This is a genomic window from Bradyrhizobium sp. WSM1743 (assembly GCF_000473065.1).
Classification (GTDB): domain Bacteria; phylum Pseudomonadota; class Alphaproteobacteria; order Rhizobiales; family Xanthobacteraceae; genus Bradyrhizobium.
Window position 1 is genome coordinate 158253 of record NZ_AXAZ01000011.1, and the last position, 23210, is coordinate 181462.

Sequence of the window (23210 nt, forward strand, 5' to 3'; positions counted from 1 at the left end):
ATGCTGACCCTCTACTCCTACCCAGAACTCTTCGGCGTCGCCGACAACAACGGCTACGGTCTCAAGGTTTATGCCTTTCTCAAGCTCGCGGGCGTGCCGTTCGTGCATGAGCATGTCTTCGATGCCTCCGCTGCGCCGCGCGGGCAGCTGCCTTACATCGTCGACGACGGCGAGACGATCGGCGACAGCGAGACCATCATCGCGCATGCAATCGCGAGCTGTCGCCTCACGATCGGCGCCGGCTTGTCACCGGAGCAGCGCCGCACCGACCATCTCGTCACGCGCATGCTAGACGACCTCTACTGGGTGATGTCGTATTCACGCTGGAAGGACGAGCGCTTTTATCCGGCGTTCCGCGACGCCTTCATCGCGCAGCATCCGCAGATCGATGCGGAGGGGTTCGAGAAGGCGAAGGCATATAACGCGCAGCGCTATCATTTCCAGGGCATCGGCCGCTACACGCCCGAGCAGGCCTATGCGCGGGGGCTCGCCGACTTACAGGTGCTGACGGAGATCGTGCCGGCCGCGAGCTTCGTGCATGGCTCCGCGCCCACGAGCATCGATGCCGGCATCTACGGCTTCATCGCCAACATTTATTTCTTTCCGATCCCGACGCCGCTGAAGGCCTTCGTCGATACGCGCGCAAACCTCGTCGCGCATTGCGAGCGGATGCATGCGGCGGTCGGATCGTAGCCCGGATGAGCGAACGCGACATCCGGGACTAGAGTTGACCCGCATGTCGCTGTCGCTCATGCGGGCTACGCGTTGAGGGGAAGCGTCCTCCTACCGCATCGTGATCGCAAGCCCACTGAGATCGGCATTCGCCATCAACCCGACCTGCGTGCCCGACAGCTCCAGCACCGCGCCCTTCTGGTTGGTGAGCACGATGGCGCGGGCGCCGGCGCCGACCGCAAGGCCGGCACCGGCGGCACCGTAGACCCCGGCAACGTCGGAGGGGCGGTTGATGTTGGAGACGCGGCCGCGCAGCACGGTCTTGGAGCCGCCGAACACGAGGCCGTAGTCGAGGCCGCCGGTGGAGAGGCCATAGGTGCGGCCACGGAAGTTGAGCACGCCGCTTCCGCCCGAGCCGCCGATGATCCAGCCGGCCTTGTAGATCGTCAGCGTCACGAAGCCGCTGTCGGCCTGCGCCGCAGTCGAGAGGCCGGCCAGCGCGGCGATGGCGACGCACGCGGCGCGGAAGGTTGATGCGATCTTCATGGGTGTCTCCGAGCGGCTGTTTTTTAAGGGAATCGAATCAGACGCAGCGAATCTACCCGATCGATCGCGGCGGCAACATGATGGGTGGACGTGAGGCGCGAGATGCAGCAAGACATTCAACTGTCATCGCCCGGTTTAACCGGGCGATCCAGTACGCCGAGACGGTTATGATTAAGCCGAGAAGCCGCGGCGTACTGGATGCCCCGGTCCCGGCTCCGCTAGGCTACGCCGGGCCTACAAGCGCGCTCGGCCGGCGAAGCTTCAGCGAAGACGGCGAGCCGGGGCATGACAGCGGAATTTGAGTCGGCAGCCCGCCCTTTAGTCGCAGGGTGGGCGAAGGCGGCAAGCCGGGGCATGACGGCGGAGTTGGGGCCACAGCACGGACCACCTTCAGGATGCCATTCTGCCCCTGTTTTACCCGACGGAGCAAGCGGATATTTCTTTCTTCCCGAATTCTAAAAAGCCTCATGATCTCTGCATGATCGCTACTGTGCATGGGGTTGTTTTCGCATTTTTTGTTTTGAGCGCGCCGGTCCTGCCGCTACGCTCATGGGCCTCAGCCTTTCACTTGAGGTGACCCCATGCCGATCCAGCATTTCGCGCCCCCGCCGCACGTCAAGGCGCCGCCGCTGTCCTTTGCGACGCGCGTCGGTGACCTCCTGTTCGTCTCCGGCATTCCCGGCTTCGATGCCAATGGCGCGCTGCCTGACGGCTTCGAGGCGCAGTTCGCCAACGTCGTCGTCAACATCAAGCGGGTGCTGGGCGAGGCCGGCGCCGGCATGCATGATCTCGTCAAGGTCAACGTGCTCCTGACCCGCGCCTCGGATGTCGCCGCCATGAACGCGCTCTATGCCGGCGCCTTCGGCCCGCCGCCCTACCCGGCGCGGACGACTTGCGTGGTGCACGCGCTGCCCGATCCGAAGATGCTGATCGAGATCGAGGCGGTCGCGTCACTGGCGAGGTGAGCGTGTGGCTTGTCGGGCACGCGGCCAAACCAAATGCTCAGGGAGCAGCTGACATGTCCGTGAACGGCGGCTCCCCGGCTTGCAAAGGACCTGCTTTTACCGCACGAATTTTCAGATCCCACTTCCCCGATAAGGAGATACTTCATGCGTCGCGCTCTCGCGCTCTGTGCCGTTGCCGGAATCGCTAGTTCCGTATTCGCCGTGCCCGCATCCGCGAAGGTCGGCTATTACGTGATCCGCTGGGACAACACCGGCATCTGCCAGGTCTGGAACGAGGACCTGCAGTACAAGCCGTTCCAGATTGGGGTGTCGACCTACAAGGTCGTCAGCAAGCCGCTCCCGTCCTTCCAGCAGGCCTCCGACCTGCAGGTCAAGATGCGCGCCGAGCGCCGCTGCACGCTCTGAGCTCTGGGCGAGAGATCGCGTTTGAAGGGCGGGTCGCGCGAGCGATCCGCCCTCGTCATTTCGTGGAAGGACCGCTCGTTCTCCGGCCGAAATCAGCCAATTCCCGCGCACGCCGTTTGAACCTGATCAGCGCAAGCAGCTACTCACATCTTGTCCGGGGCGCATCCCCCAAAGCGTCCCGCACCACCCCTCCCGTCATTGTCGGGAGGCGCATCACATCATTCATTTTGAGGAGCTGATCATGCGTCGTCTTTCCATGCTGTGCGCTGCCGCCGGTCTTGCCGTCACTGCGTTCGTCGCAGCTAGCCCTGCCGAAGCCAGCTATCATCTGATCCGCTGGCAGGACACCGGCTTCTGCCAGATCTGGGACGAGAGCATCCCGACCACGCCGTGGCCGGCTGGTTACCACCGCGCCAGCGCGACCGTGCCGACCTTCCTCGACGCACTCGCCGTGAAGGATTCCGCGCTGAAGAACGGCCACTGCAGCTGGTAACAATTCGATCGGCGGACGAAAAGCCGGGCAAGGACGTGAGCGTCCTTGCCCGGTTGTTTTTGTGTTGCGTGAACGAGGGCTGGGGCGCCCTCACGCGTCCTTGTGCGCGCCGGGATGGATCAGGATGTCGCGCGCGGTGGCGAGGTCGATGAAGGCCTGCGCGCTGCCGCCCTGGTCGGGATGCATGCCCTTGGCGGCACGGCGATAGGCCTGGTTGATGTCCTCGCAGGTGAGCTGCACGGCGAGCGGCAGGCCGAGCACCTTGCGGGCGCGATCCTCGCTGGACAGCTGCTTCGGCATGGCGTTGCGGCGGCCGAAGCGCGGGGCGGAGAGATCGTGGACGACCTCGAGCACCACGCCCACACGGCGCTGGGCCGCCAGCGTCACGCCGTCATCGGCATTGCCCACGGCCTGGCGCAGCACCGGAAGCGCCTGCTCGGCGGCCTGGCGCAGCGTGACGTCGCTGCTCATCCGCGCGATCTCCGCCACCAGCCGGCCGGCCTCGGCCCAATCGGGCGCGTGCACCGACCGCAGGCGTTCGAGAGCAAGTTTCCAGGAGTCGAGCCGTTCCATCATGCGCGCAACGTTTAGCAATGAAGCTCACTATGCCAAGGCCGCCGTTTCCGACCCCTTAATTTCGAGTTAGCTTTTCGTGAAACTTCGAAAAGAAATCGGGAGGAATATGTCATGGCATTGCTCGCAAACCACATCGCCGTCGTCACGGGTGCCGGCTCCGGCATCGGCCGGGCGATCGCCGCCGGTTATGCGCGCGAGGGCGCGCAGGTCGTGCTGCTCGACGTCAACGCCGACACGGTGGCGGAGGCCGCGCAGGAGATCCGGCAAGCAGGCGGCAAGGCCGAGAGCTTTCCGCTCGACGTGACCCGGCGCGAGGATTGCTTTGCCCTGGCCAAGCAGGTCGCGGGCAAGATCGGACAGGTCTCGATCCTCGTCAATAATGCCGGCATCACCCGCCGCAACGCCTTCACCGCAGAGACCGAGACGGTGGCGAAGGACTGGAACGACATCATCTCGCTCAATCTCAACGGCGTCTTCAACATGACGCAGGCGTTCCTTAGCCCCTTACGCGCGAGCAAGGGCCGCATCGTCAATATCGGCTCGATCCAGTCCTTCGTGCATCTGCGCACGCCGAGTTCGGCGGCCTACACCACCTCGAAACACGGCGTGCTCGGCTTCACCAAGGCGCTCGCGGTCGAGCTCGGCAAGGACGGCGTGCGCGTCAACGCGATCGGCCCCGGCTTCATCGAAACCAACATCAACGCCCATGTGCGCGCGACCAATCCTGCGCTGGTGCAGGCCTTCGTCGATCACACCCCGCTGGCGCGCACCGGCAAGCCCGAGGATATCGTCGGACCTGCGATCTTCCTCGCATCGGACCTGTCGGCCTATGTCACCGGAACGATCGTGATGGTGGATGGCGGGTATCGCACGGTGTGAGGGGGCGAGGCTCTCAGCACGAGCTCAATGTCATCGTCCGCGCAGGCGGACGATCCAGTACGCCGCGGCAGCTCGATTCTAGCCGCGCAGTCTCGGCGTACTGATGCCCGCCTGCCGCCTTCGCTAAAGCTTCGGCGCCCCTAGACCCTAGCCCCGGCGAAGCCTTGGCGTAGCCGGGTCGCGGGCATGACAGCGAGCTTGAGGAGCGAGATAGGTCCGCATCACGATGCATCCCCCACCAATCGCGGCGGCTTCGCGGCATTCCTGAGGTCAATTGGTGCGATCGCCCCCGGTTAACCCTTCATTAACCAAACCCGACCACCGTAGATGTACGGCTTGGGGGTCGTTGGTTCTCGATCCGCTTCCAACGATGGGAGCGGGCGTTGGTCGGGAGGTGTGTTGATGACCACTGTTCATGTCGCTGCGTCCGAACCGGACGCACAATTCCTTGCTCCAAACCAGATCGTTCCGCTTCTGATCGGCGCCACCGTCGACGAGGTCGAGCGTGAGCTCGTGCTCCAGACGCTGGCGCGCTGCGACGGCAACCGCACGCGCGCCTCGCGTGTTCTCGGCCTGTCGGTGCGCACGCTGCGCAACAAGATCAGGCTCTATGCCGCCTCCGGCATCGACGTGCCTGCCTATCAAGACTAGCGCGTAACATCAGTCCGCCCGCGACGGCGTGCCGATTGAGGTTGACCGATCTCACGCGGGCAGAATTGCTGCTGTCGTCAAACGCCGCTAAGTAGCTTGCTTCGGTGAAGGGAGCAGTGGCGTGGCAGACGATCAGGGACGACGGCAGGGACCTCAGGGCCCGCGCGGGCGGCAAGGCGAGCCGGGACGGCCGGGGCCGCAGGGTCATCCGGGCCGGCGCGGCCCCGACGGGGCGCGCGGCAAGCCGGGGCCGCAGGGCAAGCCGGGACCGATCGGCAAGGCCGGCCCTCCTGGCAAGCCCGGTCCGCAAGGCAAGCAGGGCGAGGCCGGCCCACGCGGTGCAGCCGGCGCGCCGGGGGCTGCCGGACCACAGGGGCCGGCGGGGCCGCAAGGCCCGCGCGGCGAGCCGGGTCCGCCCGGCCAATTGCCGTCGATCGAGCAAGTGCTGCCGTGGCTCGACCAGCTCTTCGACGCCTGGGACGAACGCCGCCGCCAGCGCGAACGCGAAGTCGCCGAGCGCGAAGCACTCGAGGCCGCCGTCCAGGAGACCGGCGAGGCAATCGTCGATGACGGGAGCGATGACGGCGACGATCGCAAGAAGAAAAAGAAAAAGAAGAAGCCCAAGGGCTAGCAGACGAGCCTATTTCGGCCGATCCTCGCGCCGCGGCAACATGCCCATGCGCTCGAACTGCCAGCGCATGGCGCGATACCAGAGATAGCCGACCGCCGCGCCGCACAGGGCGAGGATGATCACGTTTGCAGTCGAGAACGAGCCGCTCCACCACATCATCCACGCGGTCCATAGCAGCGTGAAGACGATGGCACCTGCTTTCAAAGGAAGAAGGGGGCGGCTCATGGTCGTGCTCCGGGCGATCAAAACCCCGGCCGCCACCATCGCAAGCTGAGGCAGCAGATACCGTGAGCCAGATCACGCTTCGCGTTGTTCGAGCTCACGAACCGAAGCGGAGCCGCGAGCGCTCCTTCGCCTTTTCCGCCTCAACTTCACGGTCGCGCGCCGGCGCATGCGTATGCAGCGACTTCAGGAGTTTTCGTGCGGCCTCAGAGACCTCGGCCACCGCACGCTCGAACGCCGCCTCGTTGACCTGCGACGGCTTGTTGAAACCCGACAGCTTTCGCACGAACTGCAGCGCGCTGGCGTGAATCTCATCCTCCGTCGCCGGCGGCTCGAAGTTGAACAGCGTCTTGATGTTGCGGCACATGCAGGGTCTCCGGATGTTTCCCTCAAGGACGTTCGACGACGACGAAATCCTACATCTTCCCCTGCACTTCTGTTAAGTTCCGCCGCAACGCGGCCGCCGACCATGAGCCGCACGGGGGAAATGAACATGAGAGCTTCTGGCGCGGCGCTGTCTGCCATCCTGCTGTCCCTCTCGACGCTGGCTATCTCCACACCGGTATTGTCCGCCGATTACCCGCCCCCAAAGCAGGATGACTGGATCGCCAGAGATTTCAAGTTCCACACCGGCGAGACCATGCCGGAACTGAAGCTGCACTACACCACTGTTGGCGAGCCCTCAGGCCAACCGGTGCTGGTGCTGCACGGAACAGGTGGCTCGGGCGCGAGCATGCTGACTCCCTCCTTTGCCGGCGAGCTGTTCGGCGCAGGGCAGCCGCTCGACGCCTCCAAATATTATATCATCATTCCCGACAATATCGGCCACGGCCGATCGTCGAAGCCGTCCGACGGCCTGAAGACGAGCTTCCCGAATTACAATTACGACGACATGGTCGAGGCGCAATATCGCCTGGTGACGGAAGGCCTCGGCATCAAGCATTTGAGGCTCGTCATCGGCAACTCGATGGGCGGCATGCACACCTGGCTGTGGGGCGAGAAATATCCGAAGGCGATGGACGCACTGATCCCGATGGCCTCGCAGCCGACCGAGATGGCATCGCGCAACTGGATGATGCGGCGGATCATGCTCGACACCATCCGCAACGATCCCGACTACAATGGCGGCAATTACACCAGCCAGCCGCGCATGATGAAATATGCCATCACCGCCTACGGCATCGCGAGCATCGGCGGGACGCTCGCCTATCAATCGCAGACGCCGACCGCGGCCAAGGCCGACAAGATGGTCGACGACCGGCTAGCGGCGCCGATCGCGGCGGATGCCAACGACTTCGTCTATCAGTGGGAGTCCTCGCACGACTACAATGCCTCAGAGAAGCTGGAGGCAATCGAAGCGTCGCTGCTGCTGATCAATTCCGCCGACGACGAGCGCAACCCGCCCGAGACCGGGATCACAGATGCCGCCATGAAGCGAGTCAAGAACGGGCGCCTGTACCTGATCCCGGCAAGCACCGAGACGCGCGGCCACGGCACCACGAGCAACGCCAAATTCTACAGCGAGCCTATCAGGCAATTGCTGCAATCCGCGCCGCAGCGAGCGATGTAGGATCACCAAGAGGCGCTCATATCGCAATGCATCATGTGCGGCGCTCTGCCGCCGCATATTATTTGAGCATGCAATGCGCTGACAGCTCAGGCTTAATCGTCTCAATAGTCGAATCGACGCGGTCGAATCATGCGCGAATGGCAAGACGCGACGAGGAGGATCGTGCACAGGCTGGCACTGTGCGCTTGGCTGTCTGCGACGACGGCGCTGACGAGTGCCGCGTTTGCGTTCGACAATGGGCAATATGATCACGTCCCGCCCGATATCCGCGCCTGGTTCAAGAGCGTGATCGCGCCGAATGGCGTGCCCTGCTGCGACATCTCCGACGGCCATCGCACCGACTACGACGTGCGCGGCGGCACCTATTGGGTGCCGATCGAGGGACAATGGATGGAGGTGCCTGAGCGCGCCATCATCCGCGATCGCGGCAATCCGGTTGGCCAGGCCGTGGTGTGGTACGTTCACCACCGCGGTGCCGTCATCATCAGCTGCTTCGTGCCGGCGGATGCAGTCTAGAGCATGATCCGGAAAAGTGTGCAGCGGTTTTCCGAACCATCATGCTCAAACAACAAAACACGATGGATTCCGTTGGCTGGACACGCCTGATCGGATAGCTTTGGCCTAAACTGAAGCGGAGGCATGCCGTTGACCGATCTTAGCGCCGAAGACCTCGCGACCATCTATGCCAAGCCGAGCCCGCGCGTGATCGCGAAGGCACGACCCACGATCGATGCGCACGCGAAGAAGTTCATCGAGATGTCGCCGTTCTGCGTGCTCGCAACGTCGGGCATCGACGGGAGCGTCGACGCCTCGCCGCGCGGTGGTGGCATCGGCTTCGTCCGCGTCGCCGGTCCCAACCAGTTGCTGATGCCGGACCGCTCCGGCAACAACCGAATCGACAGTTTTCGGAACGTCGTCGAAGGCTCGGGCTTCGTGCATCTGCTGTTCTTCGTGCCGGGGATCGACGAGACGCTCCGCGTCGGCGGACGCGGCACGCTGTCGGCCGATCCGGATCTGCTCGCCTCGATGGTCGAATTCGGCAAGCCGCCGCGCGCGGTGCTGAACGTCGCGGTCAGCGAAGTCTATTTCCATTGCGGCAAGGCGCTGATGCGCTCGAAGCTGTGGACGTCGGAGAAGGTGCAGCGCTCGGTGATGCCGAGCATCGGCGAGGTCATTCACGAGCAGACAGGCTTGGGCGAAGCGGAGAGCCAGCAAATCGGGGAAGAGCGCTATAAGACGCAATTGTAGGTGATGCGTTCGCGCTTAGGCACGCCGTCATGCCCGGGCTTGTCCCGGGCATCCACGTCTTCGTCGTGGCAGCAACACGTGGATGGCCGGGTCAAGCCCGGCCATGACGAATGGAAAGAGGCGGGCGGAGCTCAGTGCCCGTCGCCCTCGAGCCCGCCGACATGCTTCTGGGTGTAGAGCTCGAGGCCGATGCGGCCGATCAAATCGAGCTGGGTTTCGAGGAAGTCGATGTGATGCTCCTCGTCGCTCATCAGCTTCTCGAACAGGTCACGCGTAACGTAGTCCTTGGCGCCGTGGCAGAAGGTCGCCGCTTCCTGATAGAGCGCCCGCGCGCTCATCTCGGCGGCGAGGTCGCATTCGATGATCTCCTTGACGTTCTGGCCGATGCGCAGGGGATCGAGCACCTGCATGTTCGGGAAGCCGTCGAGGAACAGGATGCGCGCGGTGAGCTTGTCGGCATGCTCCATCTCCTCGATGGACTCCTTGCGCCAGACCTTGGCCATGTCCAGCAGGCCCCAATTGTCGAGGAAGCGGTAGTGCAGCCAGTACTGATTGATCGCAGTCAGCTCGTGACGCAGCGCCTTGTTGAGATAGTCGATGACCTTTGGGTCGCCCTGCATGGTTCACTCCAGCTTTTGCAGTCCAAATCGGCCCTAACCGAATTTAGAATGCTTCTAAATGAGTTTGCGGACAAGGGCAACCAGCTGCGCGGACGCAGCCGGGGAAAAGCTCAGCCTATGATGCGGAAGATTTCAGCAGGCCGCGAGGGCGAACTGGACGGGTTCGGTGGCCTCGTCGTTGGCGGCCACGGTGTGGCTGTGCGGGCAGCCGGCGCAGCAGGACTGGGCGCAAGGGCCGAGGGCTTCGTCGATGATGGTCTTGATGGTCCGGGCACAGCGACCGCATTCGGCGCTACAGCCGAGGCATCCGTAGACCTGCTTGGCATGGCGCACGGCGTCGTCGGACTCGGCGACGGCGGCGCGGATGTCGTCATCGCTCAGCACGTTACAGGAACAAACGATCATGGAAGCGGCAGGCCCTTCGGTGATGCGCCATCATCGATATTTAACAGACCGGCCGGATGCAAAAGGAAAAACCGGTATTTGAAGCTATTCCAAACTGGCCCGTCAGGCAGCCTAGAACGGCTCTAAAACAAGGCGTTGCGCTGGATCAAGATTGCGGGGCTCTAGTCTAGTCGCCACCACCGCCTCCACCACCATCGCCGCCACCTCCGCAATCCCCACCACTGCTTCCGCCATCGCTGCTGGAACAGCTGCCGCCGTCGGTCGAGCTCCCCGAGCCGTCACTGGAAAACCAGCTTCCCAGCGAGAAGCCGTCGCTCGTCCCGGAATAGCTGTCGCCGCCGCTGCTGCCTCCGCCGCTGCCGGCCGCCGCGCGGGAGCGCCGTCCGCGATTCTGGAGGTGTGTGATCCAGCCATAGCCGATCGCGAACGCGATCCCGGCAGCAATCAATGCATTGACCATCGCGTTGCCCATCATCCTCTCCCTGGCGGAGCTGCGGTCCATATCAATTGGTCGTCCCCGGCGAAGGTGCCGTTCATTGATCATTCAAGCGAAGTATGGAACTCTGTCCGCAAAGAGTTCCCGCGTGATTGTGCGAAAGGTCAAGCCGATGAAGAAGTCACTCCTGGCAGTTGCTGCCGTCGCCACCCTGGCGCTGACGGCCGGAACACCCGCCCAAGCCCAGCGCGGCGTCGCCGCGGGCGTGGCCGCCGGGATCATCGGCGGCGCGATTGTCGGTGGCGCGCTTGCTTCTCCGTATTATTACGGACCCGGCTATGGCTACTATGAGCCCGGCTACTACCCGCCGCGCTACTACGCACCGGGTCCGGGCTATGTTGCCGACGACTATTACGGCGGCTGCGTGTGGCAGAAGCAACGCTTCTGGGACGGCTATGCCTGGCGCGTCCGACGCGTCAGAGTCTGTGGCTAAGTCGCCAGGACCGGTTCACTACGGATTGGGCCGTTCATCTCGGAGCCTGAAAAAGACCGCTTTTTCTCGTCACAGCTCCGTGTGCGTTTACCGTGGATTGACCATTTGCGCGCTTGCTAGCCCAACGGCCAATTCCATCAGAGTGTGCGTGAACCTTTGAAACCCGGGCCACCCCTCGCAAGGGGAGTCCATCTCCCAGGAGAGCCAAGAGCATGAAGAAGACTTTAGTTGCTGCCCTTACGGTTGCAACGGTTGCCGGTTCGCTGGTGACCGCCACCCCGTCCGCCAAAGCCGGCGACGGCGTCGGCGCCGGCATTGCGGCCGGCCTGATCGGCGGCGCGATCGTCGGCGGCGCCATTGCGTCGAGCCGTCCCGCCTATGGCGGCCCCGTCTATGTCGCCGAGCCTGGCCCGCCGCCCCCGCCCTGCTACTGGCGTCGTGAGCGGTATTGGGACGGTTACGGCTGGGTCGTCCGCCCGGTTCGCGTTTGCTATTGATCTGATCGCTACGCGCGCATCCGCGCCGTGATCGAAGCCCGGCCGAGCACCTCGGCCGGGCTTTTTCATGAGAACCCCGTGCTTATCGCCCCGCCTGGATCGAGCGCAGCAGATCTTCGCTCGGCCAGCAATCGACCTTGAGCCCTGCCGACTTCTGGTAGGCGCCGAGCGCGGCGCGTGTCTGCATGCCGGCCTTGCCGTCGATCTTGTCCTTGTAGAGCCCGATACGCGTCAGCCCGCGCTGCATGGCCTCAACATCCTTGGTGCGCAACTGCTTGGAGGCCGACCAGGGCGTTGCGAACGGCAGCGGGCTCATCATGCGGTCGCTGAGATGGCCGACGAACAGCACGTAGAGATCGGAGAAATTGTATTCCTTGATGACGAAGTAGTTCTTCGTGGTCAGGAACGACGGGCCGTAAGTTCCCTCCGGCTGCAGCAGCGAGGCCGGCTGCGCCTGCTCGGCGGCGCTGAGCCTCGCGCCACGCACCGGCACAAAGCCTTCGCGCAGCCACTGGCCGATCGGCTTCGTCACCTCCGGCACGCCGGCGGTGCAATCGACCTTCGCCGGCGCCTGCACCTCGTAGGCCCAGCGCACACCGCTGCGCCATCCCTTGTTGACGAGTTGCTGTGCGGCGGAGGCGAGCGCATCCGGCACCGAGTGCCAGATGTCGATGCGGCCATCGCCGTCGAAATCGACGCCATGCTTGTAGTATTCCGAGGGCAGGAACTGCGTCAGCCCGGTGGCTCCCGCCCAGGACGAGCGCATGTCCTTGCGCGTCACAACGCCCTCACCGAGGATCTTCAGTGCGAGGATGAACTCGTTGCGATACTGGTCCTTGCGGCGGCCGACATAGGCCTGCGTCACCAGCACGCGGACGAGATCGTAGGGCAGCGTGTAGCGGCCATAATCGGTCTCACGGCCCCAGATCGCGAGCATGACGGCGGCAGGCACGCCGGAGCTTTTCTCGATTGAGCTAAGAGCCGGACGATATTTCTGCAGCAGCCGTTGCCCCTCGCCCGCCAGCCGCGCGATCGAGGCTTCCTTGACGTAGTCCGCCGGCACCTGCACGAACTCGGCCTGCGACGGCGCACCGGTCGCCGGCCGCCCGGGCAGGATCAAGTCCGGCAGCTTGTAATCCGGCTCGAGCCCGCGCGTCTCGCGCTCGAACGTCGCGCGTGACACCCCCGCCGCCTGCGCTTCCGGCCAGAGCGAGGCGATGAATTCCGTGAAGGCGGCATCGGCGGCGCGGGCGGACGACCAGCCGCAGGTGACCACGATCACCGCAGCGATGAGCGCCCGCCGCATCATGCCGCCATCACCGCGTCAGCTTCTTGTACTTCACGCGATGCGGAATGATGCTGTCCTGGCCGAGGCGGCGCATCTTGTCCTTCTCGTAGTCCTGGAAGTTGCCCTCGAACCATTCGACATGGCTGTCGCCTTCGAAGGCCAGGATATGGGTCGCGATGCGGTCGAGGAACCAGCGATCGTGGCTGATGATGACGGCGCAGCCGGCAAAATCCTCCAGCGCCTCTTCGAGTGCGCGAAGCGTGTCGACGTCGAGGTCGTTGGTCGGCTCGTCGAGCAGCAGCACGTTGGCGCCGGACTTCAGCATCTTGGCGAGATGCACGCGGTTGCGTTCACCGCCGGAGAGCGCGCCGACCTTCTTCTGCTGGTCCGCGCCCTTGAAGTTGAACGCCGAGCAATAGCCGCGCGAGTTCACTTCCTTCTTGCCGAGCAGGATCAGCTCGTTGCCGCCGGAGACCTCTTCCCAGACGGTCTTCTTGCCGTCGAGCGCATCGCGCGACTGGTCGACATAGCCGAGATGCACGGTCTCGCCGATCGTGATCGTGCCCTTGTCCGGAGTTTCCTGCTTGTTGATCATCTTGAACAGCGTGGTCTTGCCGGCGCCGTTGGCACCGATCACGCCGACGATGCCGCCGGGCGGCAGCTTGAAGGTGAGATCGTCGATCAGGAGGCGATCGCCATAGCCTTTGCTGAGACCTTCGAAGTCGACCACATTGGCGCCGAGCCGCTCGGCCACGGGGATGATGATTTGCGCGGTCTGGGTCTGCTTCTCGCTGGCCTGCTTGAGCAGCTCTTCATAGCGCTGGTAGCGCGCTTTCGACTTGGCCTGACGCGCCTTCGGCGAGGACGCGACCCACTCCTGCTCGCGGGCGAGCGTCTTCTGGTGCGCGGCGTCCTCGCGGCCTTCCTGCTCGAGGCGCTTCTGCTTCTGCACCAGCCAGGACGAGTAATTGCCTTCGTACGGAATGCCGCGGCCGCGATCGAGCTCGAGGATCCACCCCGTGACGTTGTCGAGGAAGTAGCGATCGTGGGTCACGATCAGGATCGCGCCGGGATAGTTGCGCAGGTGGCCTTCCAGCCACGACACGGATTCGGCGTCGAGATGGTTGGTCGGCTCGTCCAGCAGCAGCAGCTCGGGCTGATCGAGCAGCAGGCGGCACAGCGCGACGCGGCGGCGTTCACCGCCGGAGAGTTTGGTCACGTCGGCATCGTCGGGCGGGCAGCGCAGCGCGTCCATGGCCTGGTCGACCTTGCTGTCGAGATCCCAGAGGCCCTGGGCTTCGATCTCGTCCTGCAGCTTGGTCATCTCGTCGGCGGTCTCGTCCGAATAGTTGACTGCGAGCTCGTTGTAGCGGTCGAGGATCGCCTTCTGCTTGGCGACGCCCTGCATGACGTTCTCGCGCACGGTCAGCTTGGGATCGAGCTGCGGCTCCTGCTCGAGATAGCCGACGCGGGCGCCCTCGGCGACCCAGGCCTCGCCGGTATATTCCTTGTCGAGCCCGGCCATGATCTTGAGCAGCGTCGACTTACCCGAGCCGTTGACGCCGAGCACGCCGATCTTGGCGTCCGGGTAGAAGCTCAAATGGATGTTATCGAGCACCTTCCGGGTCGGGTAGCTCTTGGTCAGGCCCTGCATGAAATAGATGAACTGGCGCGCCATCGGTCCCGTGAAACCTTCGATTTGAGGGAATTTTGCTTGCCGCCGATGTAACGATCCCGCCCCCAAAGGGCAACGTTTTCCGTCCGTTCACCACGGATGATTACGGTCCGGACACCATCTCGCCGTGATCCGGACAATTGAAACCATTTTTTAATAAAGCAGGCCAAAGCTCGGTTTCGCGCGGAAACAGCGCCACCGCTCAGAATGAACGGGAGCACAGCGAGGCCGGCCATGGCTCTGATTGAGACCAACACTCTTCCTGTTCCGGCAGCAGCCGGCCACGTCTCCGGGTTCGTCTCGGAGATCAAGGGTTTCTGGAAGCGCTTCTTCGCCACCGCCTTCAATCCCTACCGGCCCGAGCTGTACTACATGCGTGGACCCGGTCCGGCCTGGCGCGCCAAGCACGGCATGGATGCGCCGTTCCGCCTTAAGCCCCGCGACCGCTGATCCCCTCTTTCCTATCGGACTTTTGAAGACCTCGGCGGCTTGCGCGCCGTCCTGATTGCGCGCAACCATGGCCCGGTTCCGACGAGGGCGCCCCGCTCGCGCCGTCAACTCTCGACATGGATGAACGCTGATGACGCGGCTGCGCTGTGCAATTCTCGACGACTATTTCAACCTCGCCCTCGACGTCGCGGACTGGCCGAAGCTGTCGGACCGTGTTGACGTCACCGTGTTCAGCCATCCCTTCGCCTCCGAGCAGGCCGCGGTGAGCGCACTGGCGGATTTCGACGTCATCTGCGCGATGCGCGAGCGCACGGCCTTCCCCAAGAGCCTGTTCGATAAGCTGCCCAAGCTGAAGCTGCTGCTGACCTCAGGCATGCGCAACGCTTCGATCGATATGGAGGCTGCGAAGGCGCGCAATGTGGCCGTGGGCGGCACCCAATATTCGCGCGACCCGACGGCAGCACTCACCATGGGCCTGATCCTGGAGCTGACCCGCGGCATCGGCCGCGAGAATGCGCGCATGCATGCGGGCGAGCCCTGGCAGAGCTTTGCCGGCGTCGAGATCGAGGGGATGACGCTCGGCATCGTCGGGCTCGGCAAGCTCGGCAGCAAGATGGCCGGGCTCGCCAAGGCGTTCGGCATGAACGTGATTGCCTGGAGTCCGAACCTCACGCCTGAGAGGTGCAAGGAGGCAGGCGTCGGCTACGCGAGTAAGGAAGAGCTGTTCGCCAGCGCCGACATCATCACCATCCATGTGGTGCTGAGCGAGCGCTCGCGCGGACTGGTCGGAGCTGCCGACCTTGCGCGGATGAAGCCGACCGCCTTTCTCGTCAACACCGCGCGCGGGCCGATCGTGGACGAGCAGGCGCTGCTGGAGACGTTGCAGCAGCGGAAGATCGCGGGCGCCGGCTTGGACGTATTCTCGGTCGAACCGCTGCCGGTCGACCATCCCTTCCGCACGCTCGACAATCTCGTGCTGACGCCGCATCTCGGCTACGCGACCGCGGACGGGTTGCGCATTCATTACGGCCAGATGGTCGAGGCGATCGACGCCTGGACGCGTGGCGGCGAGCTGCCGCGGAAGCTGGCCTGAAACGACGAAGGGCGTGCCGACGGCACGCCCTTTGCAATTCGAGTCTCTCGCCGCGCCTAGCGGACGGTGACCGGCGCAGGCAGCGGCGGCACCACGGTCGGCTGCGTACCCGGAACGGGTCCAGCCTGGGCGGACATCGGAGCCGGCCCGGCAGCGCTCTGGGTCGGCGCGGCCGAGGCAGTCGCCGTTCCCGGCGGCGGGCCGCCCGGCATCACCACCACGCGGGTGCCGACCTTGACGCGATCGAACAGGTCCGAGACGTCCTCGTTCAGCATGCCGATGCAGCCGGAGGAGACGAACTTGCCGATCGTCGAAGGCTGATTGGTGCCGTGAATGCGGTAGACGGTCGAGCCGAGATACATGGCGCGGGCGCCAAGCGGATTACCCGGGCCGCCGGCCATGAAGCGCGGCAGATAGGGCTGACGCTCGATCATCTCGGTCGGCGGATGCCAATCCGGCCACTCGGCCTTGCGGGTGATCTTCTGCACGCCGGTCCAGGTGAAGCCGTCGCGGCCGACGCGGACGCCGTAGCGGATCGCACGGCCGCCTCCGAGCACGTAATAGAGGTAGGTGTTGGGAGTATCGACCACGAGCGTGCCGGCCGGCTCCTTGGTCTGGAACGCGACCTCCTGGCGGCGCAGATTCGGCGGCAGCTGCACCGGCGCGGCATCGGGCTGCTCCTCGGGCGGCAGCGCGGCCAACGTGATCGGCCGGCCGTCGGCGCCGACGGGCGGCTGGGCCGCCTCGACCGCTCCGGTCGCGGCGGGACCACCGACAGCCTCCGGCGGACGCAGGCCGTCATTGGCAGGCGCCTGCTGGCCCGGACGATTGGCGTAGATCACCGGCGGCGGACCGGCGGGCCGGCCGTAGCGGGGATCATCGGGCGACATCACGGGGCCCTGGGGCGGCGCCGCCGAATAGACCGGCGGAGCGCCAGCCGGACGGCCATAGCGCGGGTCATCCGGCGACATCACCGGACCCTGCGGCGGGGCGGCCGAATAGACCGGAGGCGCGCCGGCCGGGCGGCCGTAGCGGGGATCGTCAGCTGGACCGGGCGGCGGCAGCGAAGCCTGCGGCATCGCGTCGTCGTCTTCGTCGAGCGCGTCAAAATTCGGTGTGCGGTCACCGGGCCGATATTCGGCCGGGGCGCCATAGCTCGGCGCCTGCTGGACCGGATAGCTCTGAGCCTGAGCGAGCGAGGTTCCCGCCGCAGCGACTGTTGCGGCAGCGCATATCGTCAGAAAGTGTTTGATCATCATCGCTCTTGTATAGTCCCCAAGCCCGATCGGACCGTTAACGGCCAGATGACGGAAGATAGCGGCACATTCAAGACATATCAGGCTTATTTGCGCCGGACTTGCCGATTTGTGATCCGCAAGACTACCGTTGCCCCGTTGCATCACGGGGCTGAAATCGTATCGCGCCATCAATTGCCGCGATGTTCGGCCGCGATTTTAGCGGAACGATGCGTGAGCGTTGCGGTATGGTCGAATCAGCCTGATTCGCCACTTTTTTGAGCTCCGGTCCCGCGTGGCGAACGCGGCAAGCAGTACCGTCACCGCGTTCAGATGGCTCTTGGGCTCTGGCCACCTCGCTGCCGGGGCGGAAATTCGCAATCGTTCGATGCTTCCCGGCTTTCGCTTCCTGTTTGCCGCGATCCTGCTGTCAACCTCCATCCTGGTGTTCGGCCTAGGGGCCGCCGCGCTGCTGCGGGCGACCCATCAGCAATATGTCAGCAACCCCTCCTGGCGGAGCGGCCCGCAGGAGCAGGTGTTTGCGCAGAACCCCGAACCGGCCCAGCCGGTGCTCGCGGTGTTGCGGGCCGAACCGGAGGTGCCCGCCGAGACCACGCCATCGCTGCGTGACCAGGTGCCGACCATTGGATTGCCGGTGAGCGAGCCCGAACAGGTTGCTGCGCTGACGGCCGAGGCGGAGGTTCAGCCGCAGGTCGCTGCGCCTCTGGCTGAAGTCCCGGCTGTCGAACCAGCCAAGCCCGAAGCGACCGTAGAGGCTGCACCAACGGCCTCCGACACGCTCACCCCGGCCGACACCACGCCGTCGATCGCAGAGGCCCAGCCTGCCGCAACCGTCAGCGAACCGGCGCCGGCTGACCCCAGTGCTGCCCTCGCCTCCTCGGCGATCGATGCCGCCGCGGCCAAGGTGGCAGCGCTGAACGATCCCGCGACCACGGCGGCGAAGGATGCACCGGCGAAAGCCAAACCTGACATCAAACCTGGCAGCAAGGCGACGAAGCCCAAGGCGAAGGCCAAGAAGCGGCACCGTGTGGTGCGGCGCCCGCCGCCTCAGCAGCTGCAGCAACAGCTCGATCCGTTCGGTCAGCAGACCTTCGCGACGACGAATGCACGCACGCGGTGATACGCCTTCTTCACCTCTCCCCGCTTGCGGGGAGAGGTCGGAATTCGCGCGAAGCGCGGATTCCGGGTGAGGGGGGTACAGGTCCCTCGATAATCTCATCGCGTGGAGGAGAGGCCCCTCACCCCAACCCTCTCCCCGTAAGAACGGGGCGAGGGAGTGAACCTTCAGCGTGGCGAAGTTGAACGTCTCACGCCGGCCCGGTCGCGATCGGCGGGCCCTTTTCCTGGCCCCATTCCGACCACGAGCCGTCATAGAGCGCGGTGTCGGTGATGCCGAGGCGATACAGCGCGAGCGTCAGCACGCCCGCCGACACGCCCGAGCCGCAGCTCGTCACGATTGGTGCATCGAGCTTGACACCGGCATTCGTGAAGGCGGCGCGCAAGTCATCGAGCGGCTTCATCTCGCCGGTCGCGGCATCGAACAGCAGATTGTAGGGCACGTTGCGGGCGCCGGGGATGTGGCCGGAGCGGATGCCCGGACGCGGCTCCGGCGCGCGGCCCTCGAAACGGTCGGCGGCGCGCGCGTCGATCACCTGCTCGGCTCGGCTCTCCACGTTGGCGATCAGGTGCTGCATGCTGCGCACGCGTTTTGAATCATAGCTGGCCTTGAATGTCGCGGGCTTCGGCTTCACCTCGCCGCTCTCGACCGGCCGCCCCTCGGCACGCCACTTCTTCAGACCGCCATTGAGGATGCGCACATTGCCGTGGCCGAAGGCCAGGAACATCCACCACGCGCGGGGCGCTGCGACCCAGCCGCCGGCATCATAGAGCACCACGGTGTCGGCATTGGAGATGCCGAGACCACCGACGTCGCGGCCGAACTGCTCGGCGCTCGGATACATGTGCGGCAGCGGGTTGGAATGATCAGACACCGCATCGACATCGAAGAACACCGCGCCCGGCAGGTGCGCGGCGAGATAGTCGTCCTTCGGCAGCGGCAGCACGCCCGGCAGCTTGAAGCTGGCGTCGAGGATCTTGACGTTGGCGTCGCTGATGTGGGCGGCGAGCCATTCGGTGGAGACGAGGGGATCGGTGGTGGTCATGCGATATCTTTCTTGTCGTTCCGAAGTTGAAGCAATGCGCATCAATCTCCGCTGTCATCGCCCGGCTTGACCGGGCGATCCAGTATTCCAGAGACGGTTATGATTGAGCCGAGAGGCTGCGGCGTACTGGATTCCCCGCTTTCGCGGGGAATGACAGCGGAGATTGGCGAGACAGCGCAGCACTTCTCAGCCCTTCTTCTTCGGCTCCCACTTCTCGGTCGGCCCGCCGGCGTCGCGCCAGGCGGCGTAGCCGCCGGCGATGTGGGCGACGGGCTTGAGCCCCATATCCTGCGCGGTCTTGGCCGCGAGTGCGGAGCGCAGGCCGCCGGCGCAGTGGAAGACGAACTTCTTGTCCTCCTGGAAGATCGGCTTCGCATAGGGGCTCTGCGGATCGATCCAGAATTCCAGCATGCCGCGGGTGCAGGCGAAGGCGCCGGGGATGCGGCCGTCGCGCTCGATCTCTCTGGGGTCGCGGATGTCGACGATGACGACGTCGCCGTTCTTGGAGATCTCGATGGCGTCCTTGGCCGAGAGCGTCTCGATCTCGGCATTGGCCTCGTCGATCAGCGCCTTGATGCCGCGGGTGATGTTTTGGGGCATATGGTTCTCCCTCTTGTTAAGTCGCCGTTCCGAGCAGACTGCCGGAGGTGGAGCAACCTCTCCCGCTTGCGGGAGAGGTCGGCGCGAAGCGCCGGGTGAGGGCTCTCTCCTCTCGGGGGACGTCGCTCGTGGAGAGAACCCTCTCCCCAACCCTCCCCCGCAAGCGGGGGAGGGAGCGCAGTCCCGTCGCAGATAGAGCTGGGCTCACTCGTGCATCAGTGCGTCAATTCCTTCATCGCAGCTTCCAGCCCTTCGATCGTGATGGGATACATCCGGTTCGCGAAGATGCGCTTGATGATCGTGGTCGATTCCGAATAGTCCCAGTGCTTCTGCTGCACCGGGTTCAGCCACACCGCATGCGGATAGGTGCGGATGATGCGGTCGAGCCAGACCGAGCCGGGCTCCTCGTTGACGTGCTCGACCGAGCCGCCCGGCACCATGATCTCGTAAGGCGACATCGAGGCGTCGCCGACGAACACGACCTTGTAGTCGTGCGGGTATTTGTGCAGCACGTCCCAGGTTGGCGTGCGGTCGGTGAAGCGGCGCTTGTTCTGCTTCCACACGCCTTCATAGAGGCAGTTGTGGAAGTAGAAATACTCCATGTGCTTGAACTCGCTCTTGGCCGCCGAGAACAGCTCCTCGACCTGCTCGATATGCGCGTCCATGGAGCCGCCGATGTCGAAGAACACCAGCAGCTTCACCGCATTGCGCCGCTCGGGGCGCATGTGGACGTCGAGATAGCCGTGATTGGCGGTCTCGCGAATGGTGGTGTCGAGATCGACTTCGTCCGGCGCGCCGGTGCGCGCGAATTTGCGCAGGCGCCGCAACGCCACCTTGATGTTGCGGATACCGAGCTCGACATTGCCGTCCAAATCCTTGAACTCGCGCTTGTCCCACACCTTCACGGCGCGGTTGTTGCGGTTCTTCTCCTGGCCGATGCGGACGCCCTCGGGATTGTAGCCGTAGGCGCCGAACGGCGAGGTGCCGGCGGTGCCGATCCATTTCGAGCCGCCTTGATGGCGACCCTTCTGCTCCTCGAGCCGCTTCTTCAGGGTCTCCATGAGCTTGTCCCAGCCCATGGCCTCGATCTGCTTCTTCTCTTCTTCCGTCAGATACTTCTCGGCGAGCTTCTTCAGCCACTCCTCGGGGATCTCCGCCTTCTCCATGGCGTCGAGCAGGCTTTCCAGCCCCTTGAACACGGTGCCGAAGACGCGGTCGAACTTGTCGAGGTTGCGCTCGTCCTTCACGAGGGAGGCGCGCGACAGATAGTAGAAATTCTCGACCGTGTAGTCCGCAAGGTCAGCGTCGAGCGCCTCCATCAGCGTGAGGTATTCGCGCAGCGTCACGGGGACCTGCGCATCGCGCAGAGAGGTGAAGAATTGCAGGAACATGGGTGACAGATTGCCCGTCGGGTGGCTGACGTCAAGGGGCGGAGACCGCTGCGGGACGCTGGACCGGCAGGCTTTTTGCTCTAGAATTGCCGGCCTCGAGGGGTTGTTTGGGGGACGTTTGCAATGGGAATTGTCGCGGCGCTCATCATCGGCGCGATCGCCGGCTGGTTCGCGGGCAAGATTGTCCACGGGGCGGGATTTGGGCTCATCGGCAACATCGTCGTCGGCATCATCGGCGCGCTGGTCGCAAGCTGGGTGCTGCCGCAGCTGCACATCGCGCTCGCCACCGGCACGTTGGGTGCCATCGTCGACGCCACGATCGGCGCGGTGATTGTGCTGGTCATCCTTTCGCTGATAAGACGGGTCTGAAAGCCTGACCGAACCAGGAACGGCCGCCATGCGCGGCCGTTCCCATGTCGTGACGGGGGCCATGAAATCGGCAATGTCCCGACCGACGACCAACAAGGACGCGCGATGAAATTTACCGGCACCAAGGACTATGTTGCGACCGACGACCTCAAGGTCGCCGTCAATGCTTCGATCGTGCTGGAGCGCCCGCTCCTGGTGAAGGGCGAGCCCGGCACCGGCAAGACGGTGCTGGCGGAAGAAGTGGCGAAGGCGCTGAACGCGCCGCTTCTGACCTGGCACATCAAGTCCACCACCAAGGCGCAGCAGGGTCTCTACGAATACGATGCGGTGTCGCGCCTGCGCGACAGCCAGCTCGGCGATGCCCGCGTGTCCGACATCAAGAACTACATCAAGCGCGGCAAGCTGTGGGAAGCCTTCACGGCCGAGCAGCGCCCGGTGCTGCTGATCGACGAGATCGACAAGGCCGACATCGAATTCCCAAACGATTTGCTGCTCGAGCTCGACCGCATGGAATTCCATGTCTACGAGACCGGCGAGACGATCAAGGCCAAGCAGCGCCCGATCATGATGATCACCTCCAACAACGAGAAGGAGCTGCCGGACGCGTTCCTGCGCCGCTGCTTCTTCCACTACATCAAATTCCCCGACGCCGACACGATGGGCCGCATCGTCGACGTCCACTTCCCCGGCATCAAGAAGCGCCTGGTCGAGGAAGCCTTGCGCATCTTCTTCGAGGTCCGCGAGGTGCCCGGCCTGAAGAAGAAGCCGTCGACCTCGGAGCTGCTCGACTGGCTCAAGCTGCTGCTCAACGAGGACATGAGCGCCGAGCAGCTGCGCGAGCGCGACCCGCGCAAGCTGATCCCGCCGCTGCACGGCGCGCTGCTCAAGAACGAGCAGGACGTGCATCTGTTCGAGCGGCTGGCGTTCTTGAGCCGACGGGAAGTGTAGGAAGCGAGCGAGCCTGCGAGAGCGCTCCGCTGCGGCCCCAACCACCGCCGTCATTCCCCGCGAAAGCGGGGAATCCAGTACGCCGCGGCGTCTCGATTGAATCACTCCTGTCTCGGAGTACTGGATCGCCCGGTCAAGCCGGGCGATGACAGTGAGAGTGTCGCACGCGCCTGCTTCCACATCGTCATTGCGAGCGCAGCGAAGCAATCCAGAATCTCTCCGCGGCGGCAGCCTGGATTGCTTCGTCGCAAGAGCTCCTCGCAATGACGGAGCAAGACGCATTGGCGTCGCTCTCTGACTCACATTTTGACCTGCAGACACGCCTTTGCAGCCTCGCGGCTCATCTCGCCCGAGCTTTGCTTCATTCCATCGCCTCTTCCGAAGAAAGAGGGCGCAGGGAAGGCCGCATAGGCGTTAAGGTAGCGCGAGCATCGATTGATACGGACGTTTTCGAGGAGGCTCGCGCAGGTGCCGCCCAAGCGCTCGCTTTCTGCGGCGGAAGCAACGGATGGTTGGTTGTGGAATGATCGCTTGTAGCAAGGATGCAACGAGTTGTTGCAAAACACGCCAAGCGCCAGGTGCCGTCAGGCGGCCTGCATCCAGCGGGGAGAGTCCTCGAAGTCGCGGGCAAGCGGCTCGAGCAGCAGGATGATCAAGAGGTGTGCCAGC

General features: G+C 64.4%; 30 protein-coding genes. 17 read left to right on the forward strand and 13 right to left on the reverse strand.

Annotated features, from left to right (window positions below):
• Positions 1-693 carry a glutathione S-transferase family protein gene (locus tag YU9_RS0109675; protein ID WP_027572633.1) on the forward strand — a complete coding sequence of 231 codons (693 nt, stop codon included), beginning with the start codon at positions 1-3 and terminating at the stop codon, positions 691-693.
• 90 nt (positions 694-783) lie between these two features.
• Here the strand turns inward: YU9_RS0109675 and YU9_RS0109680 are convergent, their stop codons facing one another.
• Positions 784-1218 carry a hypothetical protein gene (locus YU9_RS0109680; RefSeq protein ID WP_027572634.1) on the reverse strand — a complete coding sequence of 145 codons (435 nt, stop codon included), beginning with the start codon at positions 1216-1218 and terminating at the stop codon, positions 784-786.
• A gap of 581 nt (positions 1219-1799) precedes the next feature.
• Here YU9_RS0109680 and YU9_RS0109685 point away from each other — a divergent pair.
• From YU9_RS0109685 to YU9_RS0109695, 3 genes are all read left to right on the forward strand, one after another.
• Positions 1800-2183: a RidA family protein gene (locus YU9_RS0109685; RefSeq protein WP_027572635.1), complete on the forward strand. Its 384-nt coding sequence runs from the start codon at positions 1800-1802 to the stop codon at positions 2181-2183.
• A gap of 144 nt (positions 2184-2327) precedes the next feature.
• Positions 2328-2588: a hypothetical protein gene (locus YU9_RS48920; protein WP_027572636.1), complete on the forward strand. Its 261-nt coding sequence runs from the start codon at positions 2328-2330 to the stop codon at positions 2586-2588.
• Between the two features lie 241 nt (positions 2589-2829).
• On the forward strand, positions 2830-3081 hold the full coding sequence (locus tag YU9_RS0109695; RefSeq protein ID WP_027572637.1) for a hypothetical protein: 252 nt from the start codon (positions 2830-2832) through the stop codon (positions 3079-3081).
• 90 nt (positions 3082-3171) lie between these two features.
• Here the strand turns inward: YU9_RS0109695 and YU9_RS0109700 are convergent, their stop codons facing one another.
• A complete protein-coding gene (locus YU9_RS0109700) occupies positions 3172-3657 on the reverse strand; it encodes a molecular chaperone DnaJ (protein ID WP_027572638.1) in 486 nt (161 codons plus the stop codon).
• Positions 3658-3768: 111 nt separating this feature from the next.
• Between YU9_RS0109700 and YU9_RS0109705 the strand changes: the two genes are divergently transcribed.
• From YU9_RS0109705 to YU9_RS41215, 3 genes are all read left to right on the forward strand, one after another.
• Positions 3769-4536: an SDR family NAD(P)-dependent oxidoreductase gene (locus YU9_RS0109705; RefSeq protein ID WP_027572639.1), complete on the forward strand. Its 768-nt coding sequence runs from the start codon at positions 3769-3771 to the stop codon at positions 4534-4536.
• A gap of 402 nt (positions 4537-4938) precedes the next feature.
• Positions 4939-5187: a helix-turn-helix domain-containing protein gene (locus YU9_RS0109710; RefSeq protein ID WP_027572640.1), complete on the forward strand. Its 249-nt coding sequence runs from the start codon at positions 4939-4941 to the stop codon at positions 5185-5187.
• A 121-nt stretch (positions 5188-5308) separates the two neighbouring features.
• Positions 5309-5818 (forward strand): collagen-like protein, encoded by a 510-nt coding sequence (locus tag YU9_RS41215; protein WP_036017203.1) that lies wholly within the window; start codon positions 5309-5311, stop codon positions 5816-5818.
• A gap of 9 nt (positions 5819-5827) precedes the next feature.
• Here YU9_RS41215 and YU9_RS0109720 read toward each other — a convergent pair whose 3' ends face one another.
• The gene (locus YU9_RS0109720; protein ID WP_027572641.1) at positions 5828-6043 is read right to left on the reverse strand and encodes a hypothetical protein; all 216 of its coding nucleotides are present in this window, start codon (positions 6041-6043) and stop codon (positions 5828-5830) included.
• 94 nt (positions 6044-6137) lie between these two features.
• Positions 6138-6407 carry a DUF2277 domain-containing protein gene (locus YU9_RS0109725; RefSeq protein ID WP_027572642.1) on the reverse strand — a complete coding sequence of 90 codons (270 nt, stop codon included), beginning with the start codon at positions 6405-6407 and terminating at the stop codon, positions 6138-6140.
• Positions 6408-6533: 126 nt separating this feature from the next.
• Here YU9_RS0109725 and YU9_RS0109730 point away from each other — a divergent pair, with 126 nt between their 5' ends.
• The 3 genes from YU9_RS0109730 to YU9_RS0109740 all read left to right on the forward strand — a co-directional run bounded on the left by YU9_RS0109730 (position 6534) and on the right by YU9_RS0109740 (position 8858).
• Positions 6534-7610, forward strand: coding sequence for an alpha/beta fold hydrolase (locus tag YU9_RS0109730; protein WP_027572643.1), 1077 nt, complete (start codon positions 6534-6536; stop codon positions 7608-7610).
• 162 nt (positions 7611-7772) lie between these two features.
• On the forward strand, positions 7773-8126 hold the full coding sequence (locus tag YU9_RS0109735) for a hypothetical protein (RefSeq protein ID WP_027572644.1): 354 nt from the start codon (positions 7773-7775) through the stop codon (positions 8124-8126).
• A 129-nt stretch (positions 8127-8255) separates the two neighbouring features.
• Positions 8256-8858, forward strand: a complete 603-nt coding sequence (locus YU9_RS0109740; RefSeq protein ID WP_027572645.1) for an MSMEG_1061 family FMN-dependent PPOX-type flavoprotein — start codon at positions 8256-8258, stop codon at positions 8856-8858.
• 131 nt (positions 8859-8989) lie between these two features.
• Here the strand turns inward: YU9_RS0109740 and bfr are convergent, their stop codons facing one another.
• The 3 genes from bfr to YU9_RS0109755 form a co-directional block, all read right to left on the reverse strand.
• Positions 8990-9478, reverse strand: a complete 489-nt coding sequence (gene bfr / locus YU9_RS0109745; protein WP_027572646.1) for a bacterioferritin — start codon at positions 9476-9478, stop codon at positions 8990-8992.
• A 132-nt stretch (positions 9479-9610) separates the two neighbouring features.
• Positions 9611-9883: a bacterioferritin-associated ferredoxin gene (locus YU9_RS0109750; RefSeq protein ID WP_027572647.1), complete on the reverse strand. Its 273-nt coding sequence runs from the start codon at positions 9881-9883 to the stop codon at positions 9611-9613.
• A 166-nt stretch (positions 9884-10049) separates the two neighbouring features.
• Positions 10050-10355, reverse strand: coding sequence for a hypothetical protein (locus tag YU9_RS0109755; protein ID WP_371259133.1), 306 nt, complete (start codon positions 10353-10355; stop codon positions 10050-10052).
• Positions 10356-10491: 136 nt separating this feature from the next.
• Between YU9_RS0109755 and YU9_RS0109760 the strand changes: the two genes are divergently transcribed.
• Positions 10492-10812 carry a hypothetical protein gene (locus YU9_RS0109760; protein ID WP_027572649.1) on the forward strand — a complete coding sequence of 107 codons (321 nt, stop codon included), beginning with the start codon at positions 10492-10494 and terminating at the stop codon, positions 10810-10812.
• Between the two features lie 212 nt (positions 10813-11024).
• Positions 11025-11309 carry a hypothetical protein gene (locus YU9_RS0109765; protein ID WP_027572650.1) on the forward strand — a complete coding sequence of 95 codons (285 nt, stop codon included), beginning with the start codon at positions 11025-11027 and terminating at the stop codon, positions 11307-11309.
• Between the two features lie 82 nt (positions 11310-11391).
• Here the strand turns inward: YU9_RS0109765 and YU9_RS0109770 are convergent, their stop codons facing one another.
• Positions 11392-12618 (reverse strand): lytic murein transglycosylase, encoded by a 1227-nt coding sequence (locus YU9_RS0109770; RefSeq protein ID WP_027572651.1) that lies wholly within the window; start codon positions 12616-12618, stop codon positions 11392-11394.
• A 7-nt stretch (positions 12619-12625) separates the two neighbouring features.
• Positions 12626-14275 carry an energy-dependent translational throttle protein EttA gene (gene ettA / locus YU9_RS0109775; protein WP_027572652.1) on the reverse strand — a complete coding sequence of 550 codons (1650 nt, stop codon included), beginning with the start codon at positions 14273-14275 and terminating at the stop codon, positions 12626-12628.
• A gap of 231 nt (positions 14276-14506) precedes the next feature.
• On the opposite strand from ettA, the gene YU9_RS0109780 reads away from it, so the two are divergent.
• Together YU9_RS0109780 and YU9_RS0109785 are read left to right on the forward strand one after the other, a co-directional pair.
• Positions 14507-14722, forward strand: a complete 216-nt coding sequence (locus YU9_RS0109780) for a hypothetical protein (RefSeq protein WP_027572653.1) — start codon at positions 14507-14509, stop codon at positions 14720-14722.
• A 130-nt stretch (positions 14723-14852) separates the two neighbouring features.
• Complete coding sequence (locus YU9_RS0109785) at positions 14853-15815, forward strand: D-2-hydroxyacid dehydrogenase family protein (protein ID WP_027572654.1); 963 nt, start codon at positions 14853-14855, stop codon at positions 15813-15815.
• 56 nt (positions 15816-15871) lie between these two features.
• Here YU9_RS0109785 and YU9_RS0109790 read toward each other — a convergent pair whose 3' ends face one another.
• The gene (locus YU9_RS0109790) at positions 15872-17071 is read right to left on the reverse strand and encodes a L,D-transpeptidase (RefSeq protein WP_036017210.1); all 1200 of its coding nucleotides are present in this window, start codon (positions 17069-17071) and stop codon (positions 15872-15874) included.
• Positions 17072-17438: 367 nt separating this feature from the next.
• On the opposite strand from YU9_RS0109790, the gene YU9_RS0109795 reads away from it, so the two are divergent.
• Positions 17439-18191, forward strand: coding sequence for a hypothetical protein (locus YU9_RS0109795; protein ID WP_027572656.1), 753 nt, complete (start codon positions 17439-17441; stop codon positions 18189-18191).
• A 187-nt stretch (positions 18192-18378) separates the two neighbouring features.
• On the opposite strand, the gene sseA is transcribed toward YU9_RS0109795, so the two are convergent.
• The 3 genes from sseA to YU9_RS0109810 form a co-directional block, all read right to left on the reverse strand.
• A complete protein-coding gene (sseA, locus tag YU9_RS0109800; RefSeq protein WP_027572657.1) occupies positions 18379-19233 on the reverse strand; it encodes a 3-mercaptopyruvate sulfurtransferase in 855 nt (284 codons plus the stop codon).
• A gap of 186 nt (positions 19234-19419) precedes the next feature.
• On the reverse strand, positions 19420-19833 hold the full coding sequence (locus tag YU9_RS0109805; RefSeq protein ID WP_027572658.1) for a rhodanese-like domain-containing protein: 414 nt from the start codon (positions 19831-19833) through the stop codon (positions 19420-19422).
• Positions 19834-20048: 215 nt separating this feature from the next.
• On the reverse strand, positions 20049-21224 hold the full coding sequence (locus YU9_RS0109810) for a VWA domain-containing protein (RefSeq protein WP_027572659.1): 1176 nt from the start codon (positions 21222-21224) through the stop codon (positions 20049-20051).
• Between the two features lie 123 nt (positions 21225-21347).
• Between YU9_RS0109810 and YU9_RS0109815 the strand changes: the two genes are divergently transcribed.
• Complete coding sequence (locus tag YU9_RS0109815; protein ID WP_027572660.1) at positions 21348-21593, forward strand: GlsB/YeaQ/YmgE family stress response membrane protein; 246 nt, start codon at positions 21348-21350, stop codon at positions 21591-21593.
• 105 nt (positions 21594-21698) lie between these two features.
• Complete coding sequence (locus YU9_RS0109820; RefSeq protein ID WP_024339458.1) at positions 21699-22541, forward strand: MoxR family ATPase; 843 nt, start codon at positions 21699-21701, stop codon at positions 22539-22541.
• Positions 22542-23210 lie beyond the last annotated feature (669 nt).

Bases quoted from the DNA above. Each gene is read 5' to 3' on its own strand.
- YU9_RS0109770 (WP_027572651.1), bottom strand. From the start codon at position 12,618: ATGATGCGGCGGGCGCTCATCGCTGCGGTGATCGTGGTCACCTGCGGC.
- YU9_RS0109760 (WP_027572649.1), top strand. From the start codon at position 10,492: ATGAAGAAGTCACTCCTGGCAGTTGCTGCCGTCGCCACCCTGGCGCTG.
- YU9_RS0109815 (WP_027572660.1), top strand. From the start codon at position 21,348: ATGGGAATTGTCGCGGCGCTCATCATCGGCGCGATCGCCGGCTGGTTC.
- YU9_RS0109695 (WP_027572637.1), top strand. From the start codon at position 2,830: ATGCGTCGTCTTTCCATGCTGTGCGCTGCCGCCGGTCTTGCCGTCACT.
- YU9_RS0109755 (WP_371259133.1), bottom strand. From the start codon at position 10,355: ATGGGCAACGCGATGGTCAATGCATTGATTGCTGCCGGGATCGCGTTC.
- YU9_RS0109720 (WP_027572641.1), bottom strand. From the start codon at position 6,043: ATGAGCCGCCCCCTTCTTCCTTTGAAAGCAGGTGCCATCGTCTTCACG.
- YU9_RS0109680 (WP_027572634.1), bottom strand. From the start codon at position 1,218: ATGAAGATCGCATCAACCTTCCGCGCCGCGTGCGTCGCCATCGCCGCG.
- YU9_RS0109785 (WP_027572654.1), top strand. From the start codon at position 14,853: ATGACGCGGCTGCGCTGTGCAATTCTCGACGACTATTTCAACCTCGCC.
- YU9_RS0109820 (WP_024339458.1), top strand. From the start codon at position 21,699: ATGAAATTTACCGGCACCAAGGACTATGTTGCGACCGACGACCTCAAG.
- bfr (WP_027572646.1), bottom strand. From the start codon at position 9,478: ATGCAGGGCGACCCAAAGGTCATCGACTATCTCAACAAGGCGCTGCGT.
- YU9_RS0109725 (WP_027572642.1), bottom strand. From the start codon at position 6,407: ATGTGCCGCAACATCAAGACGCTGTTCAACTTCGAGCCGCCGGCGACG.
- sseA (WP_027572657.1), bottom strand. From the start codon at position 19,233: ATGACCACCACCGATCCCCTCGTCTCCACCGAATGGCTCGCCGCCCAC.
- YU9_RS0109675 (WP_027572633.1), top strand. From the start codon at position 1: ATGCTGACCCTCTACTCCTACCCAGAACTCTTCGGCGTCGCCGACAAC.
- YU9_RS0109750 (WP_027572647.1), bottom strand. From the start codon at position 9,883: ATGATCGTTTGTTCCTGTAACGTGCTGAGCGATGACGACATCCGCGCC.
- YU9_RS0109685 (WP_027572635.1), top strand. From the start codon at position 1,800: ATGCCGATCCAGCATTTCGCGCCCCCGCCGCACGTCAAGGCGCCGCCG.
- YU9_RS0109710 (WP_027572640.1), top strand. From the start codon at position 4,939: ATGACCACTGTTCATGTCGCTGCGTCCGAACCGGACGCACAATTCCTT.
- YU9_RS0109705 (WP_027572639.1), top strand. From the start codon at position 3,769: ATGGCATTGCTCGCAAACCACATCGCCGTCGTCACGGGTGCCGGCTCC.
- YU9_RS0109730 (WP_027572643.1), top strand. From the start codon at position 6,534: ATGAGAGCTTCTGGCGCGGCGCTGTCTGCCATCCTGCTGTCCCTCTCG.
- YU9_RS48920 (WP_027572636.1), top strand. From the start codon at position 2,328: ATGCGTCGCGCTCTCGCGCTCTGTGCCGTTGCCGGAATCGCTAGTTCC.
- YU9_RS0109765 (WP_027572650.1), top strand. From the start codon at position 11,025: ATGAAGAAGACTTTAGTTGCTGCCCTTACGGTTGCAACGGTTGCCGGT.
- YU9_RS0109780 (WP_027572653.1), top strand. From the start codon at position 14,507: ATGGCTCTGATTGAGACCAACACTCTTCCTGTTCCGGCAGCAGCCGGC.
- YU9_RS0109810 (WP_027572659.1), bottom strand. From the start codon at position 21,224: ATGTTCCTGCAATTCTTCACCTCTCTGCGCGATGCGCAGGTCCCCGTG.
- ettA (WP_027572652.1), bottom strand. From the start codon at position 14,275: ATGGCGCGCCAGTTCATCTATTTCATGCAGGGCCTGACCAAGAGCTAC.
- YU9_RS0109790 (WP_036017210.1), bottom strand. From the start codon at position 17,071: ATGATCAAACACTTTCTGACGATATGCGCTGCCGCAACAGTCGCTGCG.
- YU9_RS0109795 (WP_027572656.1), top strand. From the start codon at position 17,439: ATGCTTCCCGGCTTTCGCTTCCTGTTTGCCGCGATCCTGCTGTCAACC.
- YU9_RS0109805 (WP_027572658.1), bottom strand. From the start codon at position 19,833: ATGCCCCAAAACATCACCCGCGGCATCAAGGCGCTGATCGACGAGGCC.
- YU9_RS0109700 (WP_027572638.1), bottom strand. From the start codon at position 3,657: ATGATGGAACGGCTCGACTCCTGGAAACTTGCTCTCGAACGCCTGCGG.